The sequence below is a fragment of the Metabacillus litoralis genome (genome assembly GCF_003667825.1).
Lineage (GTDB): Bacteria > Bacillota > Bacilli > Bacillales > Bacillaceae > Metabacillus > Metabacillus litoralis_B.
The window spans coordinates 4,623,925-4,642,104 of the sequence record NZ_CP033043.1 but is presented as its reverse complement, the minus strand read 5'-3'; the positions used below and the strand labels follow the sequence as shown (position 1 = coordinate 4,642,104).

Sequence of the window (18,180 nt, the reverse complement as noted above, 5' to 3'; positions counted from 1 at the left end):
GTAATCCGTGTGCCCCTACTTAATCATATGGTAAAGCTTGATAAAAATAATTTGGTTTGATCACTTTATTTTCATAACTTTGATGAAAAACATGTGTTGTTGCAGGTGAGACTGGAGGAATCAACCACGTCCAGTCACCAGTAAGATCTCTGGAACTTTCACGTTCGTTTTGTTCGAATCGTTTGAATTGCTGAGCAGCTGTATGGTGGTCAACAATACTTACACCTTCATTTTTAAAGGAATGAAGAACTGCAACATTTAGTTCGATAAGCGCTCGATCTTTCCATAGATTCGCGTGACTTCTTGTATCTAAATTCATAACCGAAGCAATTTTAGGCAGAAGATTGTAGCGAAACGAATCAGCTAAATTTCTTGCACCGATTTCAGTTTCCATATACCAGCCGTTAAACGGGGCAGCTGTATACTCAATACCACCAATCTCCAGCTTCATATCGGAAATTATCGGTACACCGTACCATTTCAAATGAAGATCTGCGATAGCTTCTATTTCAGGGTGGACAATGGACACCTCTAGTACCTTGTCTTCTGGTATAGCAAATAACTTCGGATGTTGATTATTGACCTGAATAATGAGTGGCAGAACATCAAAATTCGTTCGCGCTCCCCGCCAACCTAGTTCCTCACATTGCTTTGTAAACGAGATAGAAGCTGGATCTCCTAGAAGTCCATGTTCTGTTTCATATCCTGCATAGCGAATTAACTGGTGATTCCATATTCGAACACCGTTTTCTTCTCCTAATGACGGTTTAAAAATGGTGATAGCTGGCCGGATTTTTCCAGCATTTGTTGCAAAGGAAAGATGATTTTGCAACGCATGAAAAATATCTTCTTCGGATTCTGCATGGCGTTGATCAAATACAGTTAATGTATTCCAAAATAGTCTCCCTATACATTTATTACTGTTTCTCCAAGCCATTTTAGCTCCATGCTCGAGTTCTTCAAATGTATGGTCGTAATAGCCTTTGTTTTTTATTTGAGACTTTACTTCCTTTATTCGTTCATCTATTTGTTTGCTTGACTTTCCAAGTTCTTTATAAGCGATTTTTATAAAATCAATTGCTTCATATTCTAGCTGCACGTTTGCAACCAATCTGGTCACCTCTTAAAAGTTCTTACATATTTTCTTATATTTTACTTCCTGTCCGTTCCCTGCGTCTAATAAAAACACTCATTAATTACTTTTCTTTCTTTGAATACTTAAGTTCCCAAAGTTGTTTTAATACTGGCATTTCAATCATTTCTTCCTCTGTAACATGATTCCACTCAACACCAATAGGTTTTTCATATGGAGAATTGGTTTTTGTTAGTCCCTTTTCAGTCGCAATCCAATCAACCGTTAAATCATATGTATCCCTAGGAATTTCATCACTAACTAATTGGGTACTATGGATAGTCGTTACAATTGGAACAGGTGGATTACCTAACTCACGGATAATGGCATATTCACGATCAGCATAGCCTTCCCCTTTTCCCAATCTTCTTCCGTCCGAATGAATCGCTACCGAACCAACTACCATTAAATCAATAGGCGGGATTTCTGTTAAAGGTATTTCTTTTCCATAGGATTTAATATGACTTAAGCTTGCAGCTTTACGCTCCTCTCCAGCTGGCACCCATTCCGGCTTCACTATAATAAACCCAGCCTTGAGACGTGGAGTGGGGACAAGCAATACCTTCCCATCTAACAGAATTTGTTTACGTAACGGAAGCTGTGGAGCATCAGGATTTACTTTTATCACTTTTGCTTCTTTATATTCCTGCAAGATTGTAATATGGGCTGCAGCAATTTCCGCTCCTTTAAAGTTAGGAATCCGATTTACGAGAGGAAAAGGAAATCGCCCGTTCTTCTCTTCCGTAAGCTGATTCCAAACCTTATGCCTAATTTCGTCCTTTGTTTTCATATCATATAGTACTCCATTCTATTAACGTTTGTTAACTGTATTATAAACAAGCTGAAAAGGATAGACACGTAATGAGGTTTATATGAAGTTTATGTTTTGAACGGGATTGTTTGATTGAATAGGGTGAACTATTTATTTTTAGAATGGAGTAGGGCGTGATTATTTGTACTTTTGACGGGACAACTGACAATTGACGTGATTCTTTGTTCTTTTGACGTGACCCATCTTTGTTTTGACTTAACGTCTTGTTATTTTGACTTGATGGGAGGGCATTTTGACGGGACAACTTACATTCGACCTGATTTTCCGCTCTTATGACGTGATCAATCCTCTTTTTGACTTAACATCTTATGATTTTGACTTGATAAGTGGGCATTTTGACGGGACAACTTGCAATCGACCTGATTTTACTCTCTTTTGACGGGACCCATTCTTGTTTCGACTTAACATTTCATGATTTTGACTTGATAAGTGGGCATTTTGACGGAACAACTTACAACCGACCTGATATTACCCTCTTTTGACGTGACAAACCCTTGTTTTGACTTAACGCCTCATGATTTTGACTTGATAAGTGGTCAAATTGATGGAACAACTTACAACCGACCTGATATTACCCTCTTTTGACGTGACAAACCCTTGTTTTGACTTATCGACTCATGATTTTGACTTGATCAGAGACAATATTGACGGGACAACCTGCATTCGACCTGATTTTCCGCTCTTTTGACGTGACCCATCCTTGTTTTGACTTAACATCTTGTAATTTTGACTTGATAAGTGGGCATATTGACGGAACAACTTACAACCGACCTGATATTACCCTCTTTTGACGTGACAAACCCTTGTTTTGACGTAACGCCTCATGATTTTGACTTGATAAGTGGGCATATTGACGGAACAACTTACAACCGACCTGATATTACCCTCTTTTGACGTGACAAACCCTTGTTTCAACTTAACGCCTCATGATTTTGACTTGATCAGAGGCCATATTGACGGGACAACTTACAGCCGACCTGATTCCCCGCCATTTTAACGTGACCAATCCTTGTTTCAAAATAACGCCTCACGATTTTGACTTAATCAGCTACAATATTGACGGGACAACGAAAAAACAACTCGATTTTCCGCACTAAACAAATGTTTAATTAAAAAAGACCTTACCCCTTTCAAAACAATACCCAAGAACCATCAAAAAGTAAAAAAGACTTAATACATTCCATAGGATGCACTAAGTCTTTTCCATTATTTACTCTGTTCAATTTCTTCAACTAGAAGCGATAATTCTTCCCAGCGTTCCATTGTTTCGTCCAATGTTTGGTCGACTTTCTCTTGCTCTTTATATAGCTCTTGTACTTTGCCGAGGTCACTTCCAGCTGCTGCAATTTCCTGTTCCAGCTGCTCTTTTCGTTCCTCCAGCTCAGCAATTTTATCCTCAATTCCTTCCCATTCCTGCTGTTCTTTATAGGAAAGGCGTCTTTTCTTATCTTTTTTGTATGAGGATTTCTCAGCTGTTGGTTCTACTTTTACTGCATTCATTTCCTGTAGTTTTTTCTCTTCCATGAATTCTGAATAACTGCCTTGGAATCGAGTAATAGTTCCATTGCTTTCAAAAACGATTAAATGATCCACAACACGATCAAGAAAATAGCGATCATGTGATACAGTTAGCACAACTCCTGGAAATTGATCCAGATAATCTTCTAGTACACTTAATGTTTGCGTATCAAGATCATTTGTTGGCTCATCAAGAAAGAGAACATTTGGCTCCTCCATTAAAACTTTTAATAAGTAGAGCCTTCTTCTTTCTCCACCTGATAGCTTCCGAATGTAGGTCCACTGAGCTGAACGAGGGAATAAGAAGCGTTCAAGCATCTGCTCAGCTGTTATGACTTGATTATCAATCGTATAAACTACTTCAGCTGTTTCTTTAATATATTCTATCACACGAAGGTTTTCGTCCATCTCTTCATGCTCTTGTGTATAAAAACCAATTTTAACTGTTGTGCCTACATCAATTGTTCCCTCATCAGCCCCAATACGGCCAGCCATAATATTCAAAAGAGTTGATTTTCCTGTTCCATTTGGACCGATGATGCCTAGCCTTTCACCAGGGGTAACTAAATAACTAAAATGATCAATAAGCTTTCTTCCGTCATAAGCTTTTGAGATATGTTCAAGCTCCAACACCTTTTTTCCTAGTCGAGTGGAGCCAATCGCAAAATCTAAATCTTGCTTTGCTGCAGGACCTTTTTGATCCTGTAGTTCCTCTACTCTACCAATTCTAGCCTTTTGTTTTGTTGTCCTTGCCTTTGCACCTCGTCTTAGCCAAGCTAATTCTCGTCTTAACAGGTTTTGACGTTTTTCTTCAGCAAGCTCTGCGTTACTTTCCCGGTCAGCCTTTTTCTCTAAGAACACCTCATAGTTACCTGAATAGGTATAAAGCTGACCTTGATCTAATTCAAATATTTGATTTGTTACACGGTTTAAAAAGTAACGATCATGCGTGATCAGAACAATAGAACCTTTATATTGTGCTAGAAAACCTTCAAGCCATTCAATTGTCTCATTATCAAGATGGTTGGTCGGCTCATCGAGGATGAGTATGTCTGCAGGCTGAATTAGAGCTTTAGCAATCGCAACCCGTTTCTTTTGCCCACCAGATAAATGGGTTACTGGCTTTTGGAAGTCAGTTATACCTAGTTTTGTTAATACTGTTTTAGCTACAGTGTTTGCTTCCCAAGCATCGTGCTGATCCATTTTCTGTTGCATATTCATAAGATGCTTGAGCTTTGTTTCATTTTCTGGATCCTGTTCAAGCTCACTTTGAGATAGTTCATACTCTCTCATTACCTGCATAATTGGGGCATCACCATAATAAATTTGTTCTAAGATTGTTAAGCCCTCAGTTAACTCTGGCTGCTGTGGTAAATATTCAATTCGAATCGTATTTGAATGTGTAATCTCACCAGAATCAGCTGATTCTAGTCCCGCAATCACCTTTAATAGTGTTGATTTTCCTGTTCCATTAACTCCTATTAATCCAATTCGCTGCTTTTCTGCAATGGTAAACGAAATATGGTCAAATAACACCTTTTCACCATATGTTTTATATAAATTTTCTACCTGTAATATGCTCATATTATCCAATCCTTCAACAGTTTTATCTATTGTATAGCATAACAGGTAGTTAATAGTAAGAAAAGTAGGAGAGAAGGAGGGAAAATGAGGGACTTCATTTTTTATCTATCAACTTCTTGAAAAAATCTATCAACTTTCAGCTTAAATCTATCAACTTCTCCCGATAATCTATCAACTTTGCCATATAATCTATCAATTGACAAAAATAGCCCGAGTAAGCATCTCAACAAAAAAGCAGCATTACGCGGCTTCTCCTACATTCTACTGTTGACCATCCTCAGCCTTCTCTAATAAAGAGTTAGCTAATACGGATAAACTGCTCGTTGTATGATTAATCTCTTTAATAGAAGAAACAATAGAATCTAGATCATGTTTGTTACGATCAAACATTGATAAATAGTTCTCCATTTCCATCTTTACAGTAAGTAGTCCGCCTTTTACCTGCTGAATTTTAGCTTGTGATGCGTGAGTTGAGTCATTCATAGCTTTCATATTTTCAACTAAATGTTTAGTTGAGTTATTATTTCTTTCAACTAATGTTTTTATTTCATTGCTCATCTTTTTAGAGTTTTCAGCTAGTTTCCTTACCTCTGATGCAACAACGGCAAAGCCTTTTCCTTCTTCACCAGCTCTAGCTGCTTCAATTGAGGCATTTAATGCTAATAAATTTGTTTGGTCCGCAATTTCTTCGATGCTTTTTGTCATAGCCAGGATCTTTTCTGAAGTATCTTTCAAATTCAGAATTCCCTTGATCGACTTGTCCATTCCACCGATAACATCATTAAAGGTACCAATCATTGAGCCCATTTGCACTTCATTTTCGTTAGTTAAGCTAACTAAATTTTGACTGCTTTTCTGAGTAATTTCTGTTTCCTGGCGAATTTGGTCAGCCTTCGTACTTGTTTCATAGATCGTTGCTTCCGTTTCTTCTACTGAAGCTGCGACTTCTTGACTAATGGCTACTAATTCTTTCTGTAGTAGCTCTTTGGTTGCATTTAATTGCTTTAGCTCATTCATTCTTGATCCAATATAGTTTTCTACTACTAGTTGTGAATCTAGGTTCGTTACATGTGTTATAGCTAGAAGAACTCTTGTTAGCGTTTCAGGATCTTTTTCAAACTTTTTCACAATTTGGGGAATTAGCAGTGTATTCAATGCCGAATAAGTAGCAATAAACCATGATGCTGGTAGATTAGCCCCATTATGTGTACTTCCGATTCTTTTTCTCATTTGAAAATATTCTTCATCAAGCTTTCCACTTAAAATACTTTTAAAATAATGGACAAATACCTGATACAAACGCTCTCTAGTTGAATGCTCTGTGGCAATCTTTGTTAGAAGTGGTTGCTTGAAAAGATGATTTAGTACTTTTTGTAGTACCTCATCAATAATCTCCAGTAAAAATGGTTGTGATTGTTGCAAAACTTCAAGATATTCAGCCTTAAAGCCCATATACTGAAGCCTTAAAGAAATTTCTTTATCAGAAACTACTGCAATTTCATGGTCTTCAGGAAAATTAATTATTGGTTGAAATGTATATAAATCTTCTATTGATTTCTTCTTTAATCCAAACATCAGTCTTCCACCCTCTCGGTTTAACGTATATCCTATTGTATAACATTTGTTGCATCTTTGTATATCTTTATACCTACACAATGACATAATTTTATCTAAATTTATATTGCATAATCTTCCTTAACACTTTACCATTAACTGTATTAAGAATATTAATACAGTTAAGACGAAGGGGGTTACGAATGTTTCAATTAGATGTAAGAAGCAGAAAGCCCATATATGAGCAATTAGTCGACAAAATCAAAGAACTGATCATTAATAGGATTCTAAAGCCTGATGAGCAATTACCTTCTGTTCGAATGCTCTCAAGTCAATTGACCATTAATCCAAATACGATACAAAGAGCTTATCGTGAACTTGAAAGTCAAGGATACATCTATTCAATTAAAGGGAAGGGAAATTTTGTCTCGGCAATAGAACATATGCCAAGTAATGAACAATTGAATGATCTAAAAAAAGACATCAGAAAACTCATTGCCGAAGCGATTTACTTAGGCTTAACAAAAGAAGATTTATACGTATTATTTGACGAAGCACATCACCAAACAAAGGGGGTCAAAAAACATAATGATTCAGGTAAATTCCATAAGTAAAAAATATAATGAACACCTTGCTGTAGATGACCTTACCCTACATGTTAAAAAAGGATCAATCTATGGATTGTTAGGCTCTAATGGAGCTGGTAAAACCTCACTTTTAAAAATAATCGCAGGCATTAATCGAGCTGATAAGGGTACGATACTGATTGATGATATCCCCTCATATGAACATGTTCAAGTAAAGGAACGGGTTATCTTTATCCCTGATGTTCTTTATTTTTTCCCACAAGCGACAGTGGCACAAATGGCATCTCAATATAGAGAGTACTATCCAAAATGGAACCAGAAACGTTTTGAGCAGCTAAGTTCAGCGTTTAATATCGGCTTAAATAAAAAGGTACATCGATTATCTAAAGGAATGAAGAGGCAAGTAGCTTTTTGGCTGGCTTTATCGGCAATGCCCGATGTTATGATTCTCGATGAACCAATTGACGGACTTGATCCTGTTATGAGGCAAAAAATTAAAAATCTATTATTTCAAGATGTAGCTGAAAGAGAAATGACGATCATTATTTCTTCTCATAACCTTCGAGAAATTGAGGACTTATGTGATCATGTGGGGATTATGCATAAGGGAAAAATTATGATCGAAAAAGAAATAGATGACTTAAAATCTGATACACACAAGGTTCAACTAGCTTTAGCTGATCCTACACATGAGGAGCATCTATTAAATCAGCTAAATATTTTACATTATGAAAAACGAGGAAGCGTTTCTCTTTTAATTGTTCGAGGTAGTGAAGAAAAAATCAGCAAAATCATTCATTCAACAGATGTTTTGCTTTATGATTTATTGCCACTAACTTTAGAGGAAATATTCATTTATGAAATGGAGGATGTGGGTTATGAAATCGAAAAAATCCTTCTATAAAAATGCTGTAATCAAGCAGGACTTCAGACAATTTGGATGGATTAGCCTTGTCTATTTAGTCAGTCTATTATTTACATTACCACTTGGCCTCCTTCAAATCGCATCTAGAAAATATGTCATTTTTACAGATTATAAAAATTATCTAATGGTGAATCCAGAGATACAAATTGTTCTATATTTTGCAGTCCCAGTTGCTGCCGGATTATTACTGTTCCGCTACATCCAAAACGAAGCTTCAGTAGATATGGTCCATAGTCTTCCAATTAGAAGAGAAACATTATACTTCAGTCATGTAATAAGCGGCCTACTTCTATTAATTGTACCTATTCTATTAACCGCTGTTATTACATACTTTGTAACAAATACAATTGAAGGGTTTTCGGGAATCTTAACCATTTTAGATCTATTGTCATGGTTTGGTGTAGTCACTTTATTAACATGCATGATGTTTTCTTTTTCCATTGCAGTTGGTTTTATCACAGGGATGTCAACTGTACAGGCAATTTTAACTTATATTTTTCTGTTTTTACCAATTGGTATGGTTACGATGGTTACTTATAATCTATCCTTTCTTCTCTTTGGTTTTACGACAGCCTTTATAGAAGAAAAGCTTATGTACCTATCTCCATTTCTACGATTTGTTGGAACTTGGGATGAACCTCAACCATATTCAACACTTGAAATAATGATTTATATTATTTTTACGGTGTTCTTTTTTGTTATTGGTTTAGTTTTATACAAATTAAGACAGCTAGAACGGGCAACCGATGTTATTGCCTTTCCTTTCTTAAAACCGATCTTTAAATATGGAGTAACCTTCTGCAGTATGATTTTAGGTGGTAGTTATTTTTCTGCTACAGGTGATCTAAATTGGAGTTGGATTATTTTTGGCTATATTATCGGAGCATTAATTGGCTACACAGTAGCTGAAATGGTTTTACTCAAAACATGGCGTATCCTTCGCCTCCATTTCTTTACAGGCATTATCATTTACAGTGTTGTTTTTATCGTCGTACTATTAGGGATTAAAACAGACTTAATCAATTATGAAGCGAATCTTCCTAGAATGGATCAAATCGAAGAAGTGTACTTCGGTAATAAATATGATATGCAGGAATTGATGAGGAATGAAATTGATCCATTTTCGGATAATAAGCTTTATATCCAAGACGTTAGAAACTTGCATGAAGAAATTATCAATCAAAAAGATTTTATAGAATCACAGAAGCATTCAGAAATAAACAAAGTACAAGGATTCATTACTTACCGAATGAAGAATGGTAAACAATTTACACGTGAGTATCAATTACCTGCTGATGCATTCCAAAAACAACTTACACCAGTTCTGGAATCGGATAGTTATCTTGTTAACCAACCCCATTACTTCCAGTTACAAAGAAATGATATTTTGAACATGAGAATTAATCCAGTTGGTCCTAGCCATCGTTCTAGTTCGATTACGATTTCAGACGAAAAAGAAATTGAAGAGTTTAGAAGAGTTTTAGAAAAGGATATTCTCACTCAATCTATTGAAGATATTGTTAGTCCAGCTTCTCCTTGGGCTTATATCGACATAGAATTCAAGCGTAGTAACAACGAAGAATATATTTTTGATGGCTACTCAATTGAGTGGAAAAAATCCTATGAAAATGTTACGAAATGGTTAGAGGAGCATGATTATTTAGAAGATGCACGCATTGATGCTAACGATATTAAAGAAGCCGAAATGACAAGTGTAAACCCCCAAAATCCAGCTGAAGAAATGCTCTCAGCAGAAGAGTATTATCAAACAGGGCAAAAGCATGCAACAATAACTGATCAAGAGTCTCTAACAACAATTATTCGCCACTTTACTGAGTATTCATCAGATCATACTTATTATGTGAAACTCATTTTAAAAGACGGGAATGAGTGGTATGGTTCTATTCCTGATCAGTACATGACAGATGAGATGAAAGAAAAATTGAAATAGGAACCAAAGAAGCAGCTAACTATTTAATTAGCTGCTTCTTTATCATTTCAATTTATTTTTTATTTACCTGTATACCACTTTTCTTTTGGCTCTGGTGCTGACTATTTCCTATCTGAACATCTGTACCAAATTCAATATCATTTTTTCCTTGTTGCTTTGCAATTTGCTTACTTGATTGTTCTGAATTCTGTCTGCCTTCTTTAGACATAAGTGTAACCCTCCTTACAGCAATATCATTTTTAATATGTACAATTAGCTTATTTTAATTCGACAAATTCCGAGAAGTGCCAGGCACCAAAAAAGGCTAACCAAATGGTTAGCCTTTTCCTCACGACGCTTGATCTTGATCCTTCTTGTATTCAGTTTCCCAATAGTCAGCATTCTTAATGCCTAATGCTTTCGGATCGAAAACAGGGTCTTTTCCTTGTTTTTTCTGTTGTTCATAATCTTTAAGCGCTAGTAATGCTGGTTTTGCAAGAATTAATATTGCAATAACGTTTAGCCATACCATAATTCCTAATCCAACATCACCTAGAGCCCAAGCTAAGCTTGCTGTTTTAACTGCTCCGTAGAAAGTAGCTCCTAAAATAATAACTTTTAAAAGAAACATTGGAATTTTGTTATTTTTACCACGGATTAGGTATGCAATATTTGTTTCAGCAATATAGTAGTAAGCCATAATGGTTGTAAAAGCAAAGAAGAACAATGCAATCGCTACAAACCCTGCTCCAAATCCTGGAATAACACTATCAATTGCTGCTTGTGTATAGCCAGGACCTGCCTCAATTCCCTCTAGATTGTTAACGATAAACGAACCATCAGGTGCTTCTGTATTATACATACCAGTAAATAAAATCATAAATGCTGTTGCTGAACATACAAATAACGTGTCAATATAAACAGAAAAAGCTTGAACTAAGCCTTGCTTAGCAGGGTGTGAAACTTCTGCTGCAGCTGCCATATGAGGACCAGTACCTTGACCAGCTTCATTAGAGTAAATACCACGTTTTACTCCCCAAGCAATAGCCATACCAATTAGTCCACCAAAAGCAGAATCTAACGCAAAAGCGCTTCGGAAAATAAGAGAAATAACTGCAGGTAACTCTGTAATATTCATAAGAATAATAATAAGTGATAAAACGATATAACCAATCGCCATAAATGGCACAATTATTTGAGCCGCATTGGCAATTCTTTTAACTCCACCGAAGATAATAACCGCTAGAAGTACAACAACTGCAAGACCAGTAACTGCTTTAGGAATTCCAAATGCATTTTCCATACCAAGTGCGATTGAGTTAGATTGTACACCAGGCATTAAAATCGCCATTGCAATTAATGCTGCAAATGCAAATAGAACAGCAAACCATTTCCAGCCAATTCCTTTTTCTATGAAATAAGCAGGACCCCCACGATATTGACCATCTTGTTTCACTTTGTAAATCTGAGCTAGCGTTGATTCAATAAATGCACTTGATGCCCCGATAAAAGCGATTGCCCACATCCAAAATACTGCTCCAGGACCACCAAAGGCAATTGCAGTAGCTACCCCGGCAATATTTCCTGTTCCTACACGTCCAGAAAGTGCGATCGCAAGTGCCTGGAATGAGGATACCCCGGCTTCAGAGCTTTTACCTTGAAACATAAGCCTAACCATTTCCTTAATGTGTCTTACCTGTAGAAAACGAGTTAAAATGGAAAACAACAATCCCACACCTAGTAAAATATAAATGACTGGTGTGCTCCACAAGACACTGTTTAAGGCAGAAACAAATCCCTCCATAAACAAAACCCCCTTTTTTATAAAAAGCTGAATTTTCTATCTTTTAAAATTATAATCAATATCTCCATATAACACAATAGCAATGTTAGGTAATCTCACATTTTATTTTATTATAATAAAGTAATTTAAAATACCATGAGTTATAACATGAAGTTGAGCTAGGAAATATATGATGATGGACACTATTAAAATAGCATAACCAAAATAACATCAACTAGTTTAACACAAGTAATACTAAAAAAACTATCGAGAAAATGCCAATAAATATGATATACCAAAATAATAACTTTACTTTTCTTACCATAAGAATAAAAATAATTAAATTTTTGTAATAAATTTCTCACAATAGTAATAGACTACAAGAATACCATACCCTCAGAATGAGAGAAACATCTGAGGGAAATCAGTCATAACAACGGAAGCACAGGTATTCTCTAGCGAATGAAAATCCTCTAAAGTATTTATTGTATAGACTCTCATTGGATAACCTGCTAAGCTTGCTTTTCTCCCTAAAATTGATTGCGCAAATACCGCTTCACAATGAAGAGCTTGTACATGGAGGTTTTTGGCTATATTTAACACATCAGTTGGTACACCTTGAAATAGTAGAGCTGTTTCTATTTTATGATCAATCTCATAGATCTTTTTTAAGCTATCTCTGTTAAATGAAGATATGATGCATTGTTGGTCGAGATTCAGCTCATGAATTAAACGTACCACCTTTTCCTCAAGATTTTCATATTTAATTCGATCATTTTTCAATTCGATGTTCACAATCAATTTATATGAAAGTGTTTTTACCCACTCTAACACTTCATTCAGTGTAGGAATTCTTTCATTTTGAAAGTCTACATGAAACCAGCTTCCTGCATCGTATTGTTTTAATCTATTTAATGGTAAATCCTTTACATATCCCACCCCATTTGTTGTCCGTTCAATTCTTTCGTCATGAATGACAACAAGCTCTCCATCTTGTGATATTTGTACATCTAATTCTATACCATGTGCTCCTATTTCAGCCGCTGCTTTAAATGCAGCCATTGTGTTTTCCGGGTACAGTCCACTTATCCCACGGTGCGCAAAGATTTCTACTTTATTACTCATATCCGATCTCCTATACTAGTAATCTCTAAAAAAAGACCCCGGAAGAAAAGATCCTTCAAGGGCCGAAAGAGGTGGTAAATAACATTCTACTCTTACTTTAAAATACCTAAAGTTCATTAGTTTCCTTGCTTTTTATTGGCAACCTCTAATGCACGATTTGTTTCTTCAGCAGCTTGATCAAGAGCTTCCTTTGGATCCATTCCTTGGTATAAGTTCTCCATTGCTGTAACAACTTTTTGTCTTGATTCAGGGAATACAGAAATCAGTGCTCCTTGTGTAGCCGTGTTAGCCTTTGTATCGCGTAATTGATCAACTGTTACTTTAAGTTGTGGGTATATTTCCCATTCCTCTTTTACAACGTCTTGTTCATAGGCAGCAGGATTAATTGCAAAATAACCAGTTTTCACATGCCAGTCTGCTTGAACCTCAGGAGTAGTTAGATACTTCATAAATTCCCAAGCAGCCTTTTGTTTCTTTTCATCAATGCCACTTGACATCCACACTGATGCTCCACCAATAATAACTCCATTTCTTTCAGCATCATCAGGAATTGGAAGATATGAAACGCCAACTTCAAAATCAGCATTATCTACAATTGCTTTTACACCAGCTGAAGAATCTAAATACATCGCCATTTTCCCTGATTGGAATGCTGCACGCATATCATCCCAGTTTTGTCCTACATTATAAAATGTTCCTTCATTATACATATCTGAAATTAAGTTAAATACATTTAACCCTAATTCATCATTAAATGTAGCCTTTGTTGCAGTTCCGGAACGGCCGTTTTCATTATCAACATAATGACCACCTTGCTCTGCTAGCATCTCTTCAAAGAACCAACCATAATTAAGAATAGAGAATCCATATTGACTTGTATCTCCACCTTCTGCTTTTGTTAATTGTTTCGCAGCATCTTTTAGTTCACTATATGTCATCGGTGCTTTCTCAGGATCTAATCCAGCTTCTTTAAACGCATCTTTATTATAAATTAAGACTGGTGTTGATGAATTAAATGGCATAGAATATTGCTCGCCATCTACTGTATAGTAATTTGAAATGTTTTTATCCCATTGTGATGTATCATAATCTTCTTCATCAATAAATTTTTGTACAGGCTGAACGTGACCACTATCAATCATATACTTTGTTCCAACCTCAAATGTCTGCATGATTGTTGGAGCGTCCTCAGTACCCGCAACAGTGTTGAACTTTGTTAGTGCCTCTTCGTATGTACCTTGGAAAACCGGTTTCACTTCAATATTATCTTGAGATTCATTAAAATCAGCAACTATATCATTTAATACTGTTTCAAGATCTCCACTCATCGCGTGCCAAAACACAACTTCTTGTTTTCCTGCAGTTCCCTCAGTTTCTGTCCCTTCAGCATCTGATTTTGTACCAGAAGAATTCGTGCTTGAACTTGAACAAGCTCCTACTAACAATAAAAGCAAAGCAGATAGAATCATTAGAAATTTTTTCTTCATGAATAAGTCCTCCTTATTTTTCATTACTTAATTGCACCTTGAGTAAGTCCACTTTGAAGACGTTTTTGACCGATAAACAATAATATGAGTGTTGGAAGAATAACTACAACGACTGCTGCCATCACCACCCCCCATTCGGTAGAAATTTCTTGTGACTGCAGCTGTTTTAAACCGATTTGTACCGTTCGAACACTTTCGTTGTTTGTGACAAGCAACGGCCATAGGTACATATTCCAGGTGGTTAAAAAGCTATAGATTCCTAATGTAATTAAACTTGTTTTTGAAACTGGTAAAACAACATTCCAAAAGAAGCGAAAGCGACTTATTCCAGCAACCTGTGAGGCTTCATACAACTCCTTAGGTATTGTTTTGAATTGTTGTCTTAACAAAAACGTTCCGAATGCTAATGCGAAAAAAGGTATGGTAAGACTAGAATAGGAATTCAACCATCCTAGTTTTTGGATGGTTATAAAATTCGGCACCATCGTTGCTTCCCAAGGAATCATCATTGTTGAAATAAATAAGAAAAAGATAAGCTCTCTTCCCTTAAAAGATATAAACACAAAGGCAAATGCCGCCAAGCTGGATACAATTATTTGGCCTACCATAACAACAGTTGATACATAAAAGCTATTCCAGAGATATTGAAGAAGAGGAACCTTTTCAAAAGCAGATTTATAGTTTTCCAATGTAAAACTATTAGGGATTAGATTACCTTTGAGTACCTCTCCTCCTTGCATAAAACTGATCATGAATGCATAAAAAATTGGAAACATCATAAAAATGACTGAAACAATTAACAATATATATAAGACAATCTTTTTCAAACTCCTCATTGATAATGCACCTTCCGTTCCCCAAGCTTAAATTGAAGAATGGTAATAAATAAAATACAGAAGAAAAGAATGGTTGCTTGAGCACTAGCAGATCCAACATTATAGTTTATAAAGGCATCTTTATAGATGGAATACACAATAACATTTGTGGACTCCACTGGTCCTCCCTTTGTTAAAATATCGATCTGACCAAAGGTTTGAAATGCATTGATTAACGATACGGTAATAATGAAAAATAGAGTGGGAGATAACATCGGAATTGTTATTTTTCTAAGTTTATACCAATAGCTTACTCCTGCTATTTCAGCATTCTCGTACAAGTAATCATCAATATTTTGCAACCCACCTAACAAAATAAGAAAAGCAAATCCTGTATTCATCCAAATTGTTGACACTGCAACAGAGAACAGGGCATATTTCGGGTCTAGTAACCACTGAATTTCAGAGCCACCAATTGCAGTGACCAATTTATTTAATATTCCTATTGCCGGGTTATACATAAACATCCAAATTACCGAAGAAGCCGCAACACTCATTCCCATCGTGGAAGAAAACATCGTTCGAAAAAAGCCTATTCCCTTCACCTTTTCATTCGCAATGACAGCTAAAAATAAGGCAATCACCACCCCTAGCGGAACTGTGTACAATACGAAGAGTACCGTTGCTTTAAGACTTTGTTGAAAGCTCTTAGACTGTAAAAGGTAAGTGAAATTTTCAAGGCCTACAAATGTAATCGGCACTCCCTGTCCATCTGTCAAAAAAAAGCTTAGATATAACGTACGTATCATTGGATAAAAAAGAAATAATCCAAACAAGATAATAGATGGTGCCAGATAGAGTAGTCCTATTAAAAGGTTTGGCAACGTGCTTTTCTTGACTCTAGAGTTTGTTTTTATTTTAAGTGAAGGTGACGATATATCAGGCAAGCTACTCATAAAACTGCCTCCTTGAGAGAGTGTTGATCGAATCTATTAGATTGATGCCACAAACACTCCCCACTAGCAGCATCAAACATATAAAGATCTGAAGGTGTGATGTACAAAGGTATTCTTTCTCCAATATCAACGTTCCATTGCCCGTTCCATTTCGCTATCCACTGTTTATGACCAACCTCAAATGTAATTAATGTTTCTGTACCGAGCACCTCTACATTCACAGCCTCAGCGAAAAAACTCACCTTGCCGTCTTTAGCAAGCTTTACATCCTCAGAACGAACTCCTACCATTAGCTTCTTATCTTTAGGTAATAGACTAGCAACCTCATTAGCTAGTAAAATCGAGCGATTATCATCAAACAGTAAACAATTGTCCCTAACTGATACTTCTGAGAGATTCATCGGAGGTGCGCCGATAAAGGATGCTACAAACGTGTTTGCTGGGCTATTATAGATATCAATTGGTCTACCAATTTGCTGAATTTTCCCGCTATGTAAAATCATCATGCGGTCAGCCATTGTCATTGCTTCTGTTTGATCATGTGTAACATAGACCATCGTAATTCCTAGCTTTCTTTGAATCTGCCTAATTTCGGATCTCATTTTCGCCCTTAGCTTTGCATCTAAGTTAGATAGAGGCTCGTCCATTAAACAAATCGGTGCATGTGTCACAATCGCACGTGCTAATGCCACCCTTTGTCGTTGTCCACCTGATAATTGCCGCGGTTTACGATCTAATAGATCAGACAACCCTAGCATTTTAGCCGTCTCTAGGCACCTTCTCTTTTGTTCAGATTTTGAAATTTTCTTCGTATGTAAGCCAAACGTAATATTTTGTTCAACATTTAGATGTGGATATAATGCATAGTTTTGGAACACCATTGAAAGGTTCCGCTGACTTGGTGGTAGTTGATTGGAAAGAACGTCACCAATAAATAGCTCCCCTTTTGATATATCCTCAAGCCCAGCAATCATGCGAAGCATTGTGCTTTTCCCACATCCAGATGGACCTACTAACACAAAGAATTCACCCGGTTCAATCGTGACATCAATTTCTTTTATCACATCTGATTTCCCATCATAGGATTTTGTCACATTTTTCAGCTCTATACGCTTCATTCTGTTAACCTCCTCATTTGAATTTAGATACGAAGCTTCTCCTCTTTACGGGTCTTCCAAAGCCAAGGTCTTCCAGTTGAAACAGCCACTGCTCCACTACCTAATGCCGCTTCAATTTGTAGCTGATTTTGTATAAGTCCACCTGTAATAATAGGAAGATTTGTTTCTCTTTTTAGCTTGCTAATCATTTCTGGAATAAGAGCAGGCATAACCTCAAGAGCATCCGGTTTAATGTCATTGACTGTTTGCAAGCCATTTTTCACCGCATCTGTATCAACTAAAAAGAGTCTTTGGATCGTTAACAACCCTTCTTTTTTTGCTAATTGGATAAGTGAGCTTTTTGTTGTTATAATTCCAGTTGGCTTTACATACTTTGCTATAAATTTCAATCCTTCACGGTCATAACTAATTCCGGGAATTTTTTCGATGTGTAAAAAAACAAATCGGTTGTTTTTCTTTAGTAAGTCAACATATCTCTTTATCACACTAATGTTTCCTGTTAATAAAAAGGCCGATTGTATATTTGTGTTTAAAAACTGATCCAGACTTTTTGGATCTTTGATAGATGAAATCACTTGATCTTCTTCCAATCTTCTTGTAAATTCCTGTAGCATGTCCATCCTACCCACTCCTTCATATTGACTTGAAGGTCGAATAGCAAAATAAAGAAACCATAAAAAAACACAGGGGTTACGATAACGTAATTCTCCTATTTCTTTTTATGGTTTCTCATTTTCACAACCTAATCTATTCACTTGTCCTTCACAACTTTATAGTATCAATGAATTATAAAGTTGGTTTAAAGATAATGTATATTTTTGTAAATGGATTATT

15 protein-coding genes are annotated in these 18,180 nt (G+C 36.2%); 3 read left to right on the top strand and 12 right to left on the bottom strand.

What is annotated here, in order from left to right; all coding sequences use genetic code 11:
• Positions 1 to 19: 19 nt before the first annotated feature.
• The 4 genes from D9842_RS22590 to D9842_RS22575 all read right to left on the bottom strand — a co-directional run bounded on the left by D9842_RS22590 (position 20) and on the right by D9842_RS22575 (position 6,641).
• On the bottom strand, positions 20 to 1,111 hold the full coding sequence (locus D9842_RS22590; RefSeq protein ID WP_121664424.1) for a nitric oxide synthase oxygenase: 1,092 nt from the start codon (positions 1,109 to 1,111) through the stop codon (positions 20 to 22).
• An 85-nt stretch (positions 1,112 to 1,196) separates the two neighbouring features.
• A complete protein-coding gene (locus D9842_RS22585; RefSeq protein ID WP_121664423.1) occupies positions 1,197 to 1,922 on the bottom strand; it encodes a 5-formyltetrahydrofolate cyclo-ligase in 726 nt (241 codons plus the stop codon).
• A gap of 1,248 nt (positions 1,923 to 3,170) precedes the next feature.
• Positions 3,171 to 5,066, bottom strand: coding sequence for an ABC-F family ATP-binding cassette domain-containing protein (locus D9842_RS22580; protein WP_121664422.1), 1,896 nt, complete (start codon positions 5,064 to 5,066; stop codon positions 3,171 to 3,173).
• A 261-nt stretch (positions 5,067 to 5,327) separates the two neighbouring features.
• Positions 5,328 to 6,641, bottom strand: a complete 1,314-nt coding sequence (locus D9842_RS22575) for a globin-coupled sensor protein (protein ID WP_162987530.1) — start codon at positions 6,639 to 6,641, stop codon at positions 5,328 to 5,330.
• A gap of 182 nt (positions 6,642 to 6,823) precedes the next feature.
• On the opposite strand from D9842_RS22575, the gene D9842_RS22570 reads away from it, so the two are divergent.
• From D9842_RS22570 to D9842_RS22560, 3 genes are read left to right on the top strand one after another with little or no spacing between them, the layout of a single operon-like run.
• A complete protein-coding gene (locus D9842_RS22570) occupies positions 6,824 to 7,234 on the top strand; it encodes a GntR family transcriptional regulator (RefSeq protein WP_121664420.1) in 411 nt (136 codons plus the stop codon).
• A complete protein-coding gene (locus D9842_RS22565) occupies positions 7,209 to 8,111 on the top strand; it encodes an ABC transporter ATP-binding protein (RefSeq protein WP_121664419.1) in 903 nt (300 codons plus the stop codon). The genes D9842_RS22570 and D9842_RS22565 overlap by 26 nt, the downstream gene beginning before the upstream one ends.
• A complete protein-coding gene (locus D9842_RS22560) occupies positions 8,086 to 10,083 on the top strand; it encodes an alpha-crystallin domain-containing protein (RefSeq protein ID WP_121664418.1) in 1,998 nt (665 codons plus the stop codon). The genes D9842_RS22565 and D9842_RS22560 overlap by 26 nt, the downstream gene beginning before the upstream one ends.
• Before the next feature lie 52 nt (positions 10,084 to 10,135).
• On the opposite strand, the gene D9842_RS26080 is transcribed toward D9842_RS22560, so the two are convergent.
• From D9842_RS26080 to D9842_RS22525, 8 genes are all read right to left on the bottom strand, one after another.
• Positions 10,136 to 10,291: a hypothetical protein gene (locus tag D9842_RS26080; RefSeq protein WP_162987529.1), complete on the bottom strand. Its 156-nt coding sequence runs from the start codon at positions 10,289 to 10,291 to the stop codon at positions 10,136 to 10,138.
• Between the two features lie 120 nt (positions 10,292 to 10,411).
• On the bottom strand, positions 10,412 to 11,866 hold the full coding sequence (locus D9842_RS22555) for an alanine/glycine:cation symporter family protein (RefSeq protein ID WP_121664417.1): 1,455 nt from the start codon (positions 11,864 to 11,866) through the stop codon (positions 10,412 to 10,414).
• A 375-nt stretch (positions 11,867 to 12,241) separates the two neighbouring features.
• Positions 12,242 to 12,970, bottom strand: a complete 729-nt coding sequence (locus tag D9842_RS22550; protein WP_121664416.1) for a glycerophosphodiester phosphodiesterase — start codon at positions 12,968 to 12,970, stop codon at positions 12,242 to 12,244.
• 116 nt (positions 12,971 to 13,086) lie between these two features.
• Positions 13,087 to 14,457, bottom strand: a complete 1,371-nt coding sequence (locus D9842_RS22545) for an ABC transporter substrate-binding protein (protein WP_121664415.1) — start codon at positions 14,455 to 14,457, stop codon at positions 13,087 to 13,089.
• 23 nt (positions 14,458 to 14,480) lie between these two features.
• Entirely contained in the window at positions 14,481 to 15,293 is an 813-nt protein-coding gene (locus D9842_RS22540; protein ID WP_121664414.1) for a carbohydrate ABC transporter permease, read from the bottom strand.
• Positions 15,290 to 16,228, bottom strand: a complete 939-nt coding sequence (locus D9842_RS22535) for a carbohydrate ABC transporter permease (RefSeq protein WP_121664413.1) — start codon at positions 16,226 to 16,228, stop codon at positions 15,290 to 15,292. Before D9842_RS22535 ends, D9842_RS22540 begins: the two co-directional genes overlap by 4 nt.
• On the bottom strand, positions 16,225 to 17,346 hold the full coding sequence (locus D9842_RS22530) for an ABC transporter ATP-binding protein (RefSeq protein ID WP_121664412.1): 1,122 nt from the start codon (positions 17,344 to 17,346) through the stop codon (positions 16,225 to 16,227). The genes D9842_RS22535 and D9842_RS22530 overlap by 4 nt, the downstream gene beginning before the upstream one ends.
• 23 nt (positions 17,347 to 17,369) lie before the next feature.
• A complete protein-coding gene (locus D9842_RS22525; RefSeq protein ID WP_121664411.1) occupies positions 17,370 to 17,966 on the bottom strand; it encodes a glycerol-3-phosphate responsive antiterminator in 597 nt (198 codons plus the stop codon).
• Positions 17,967 to 18,180: the final 214 nt, after the last annotated feature.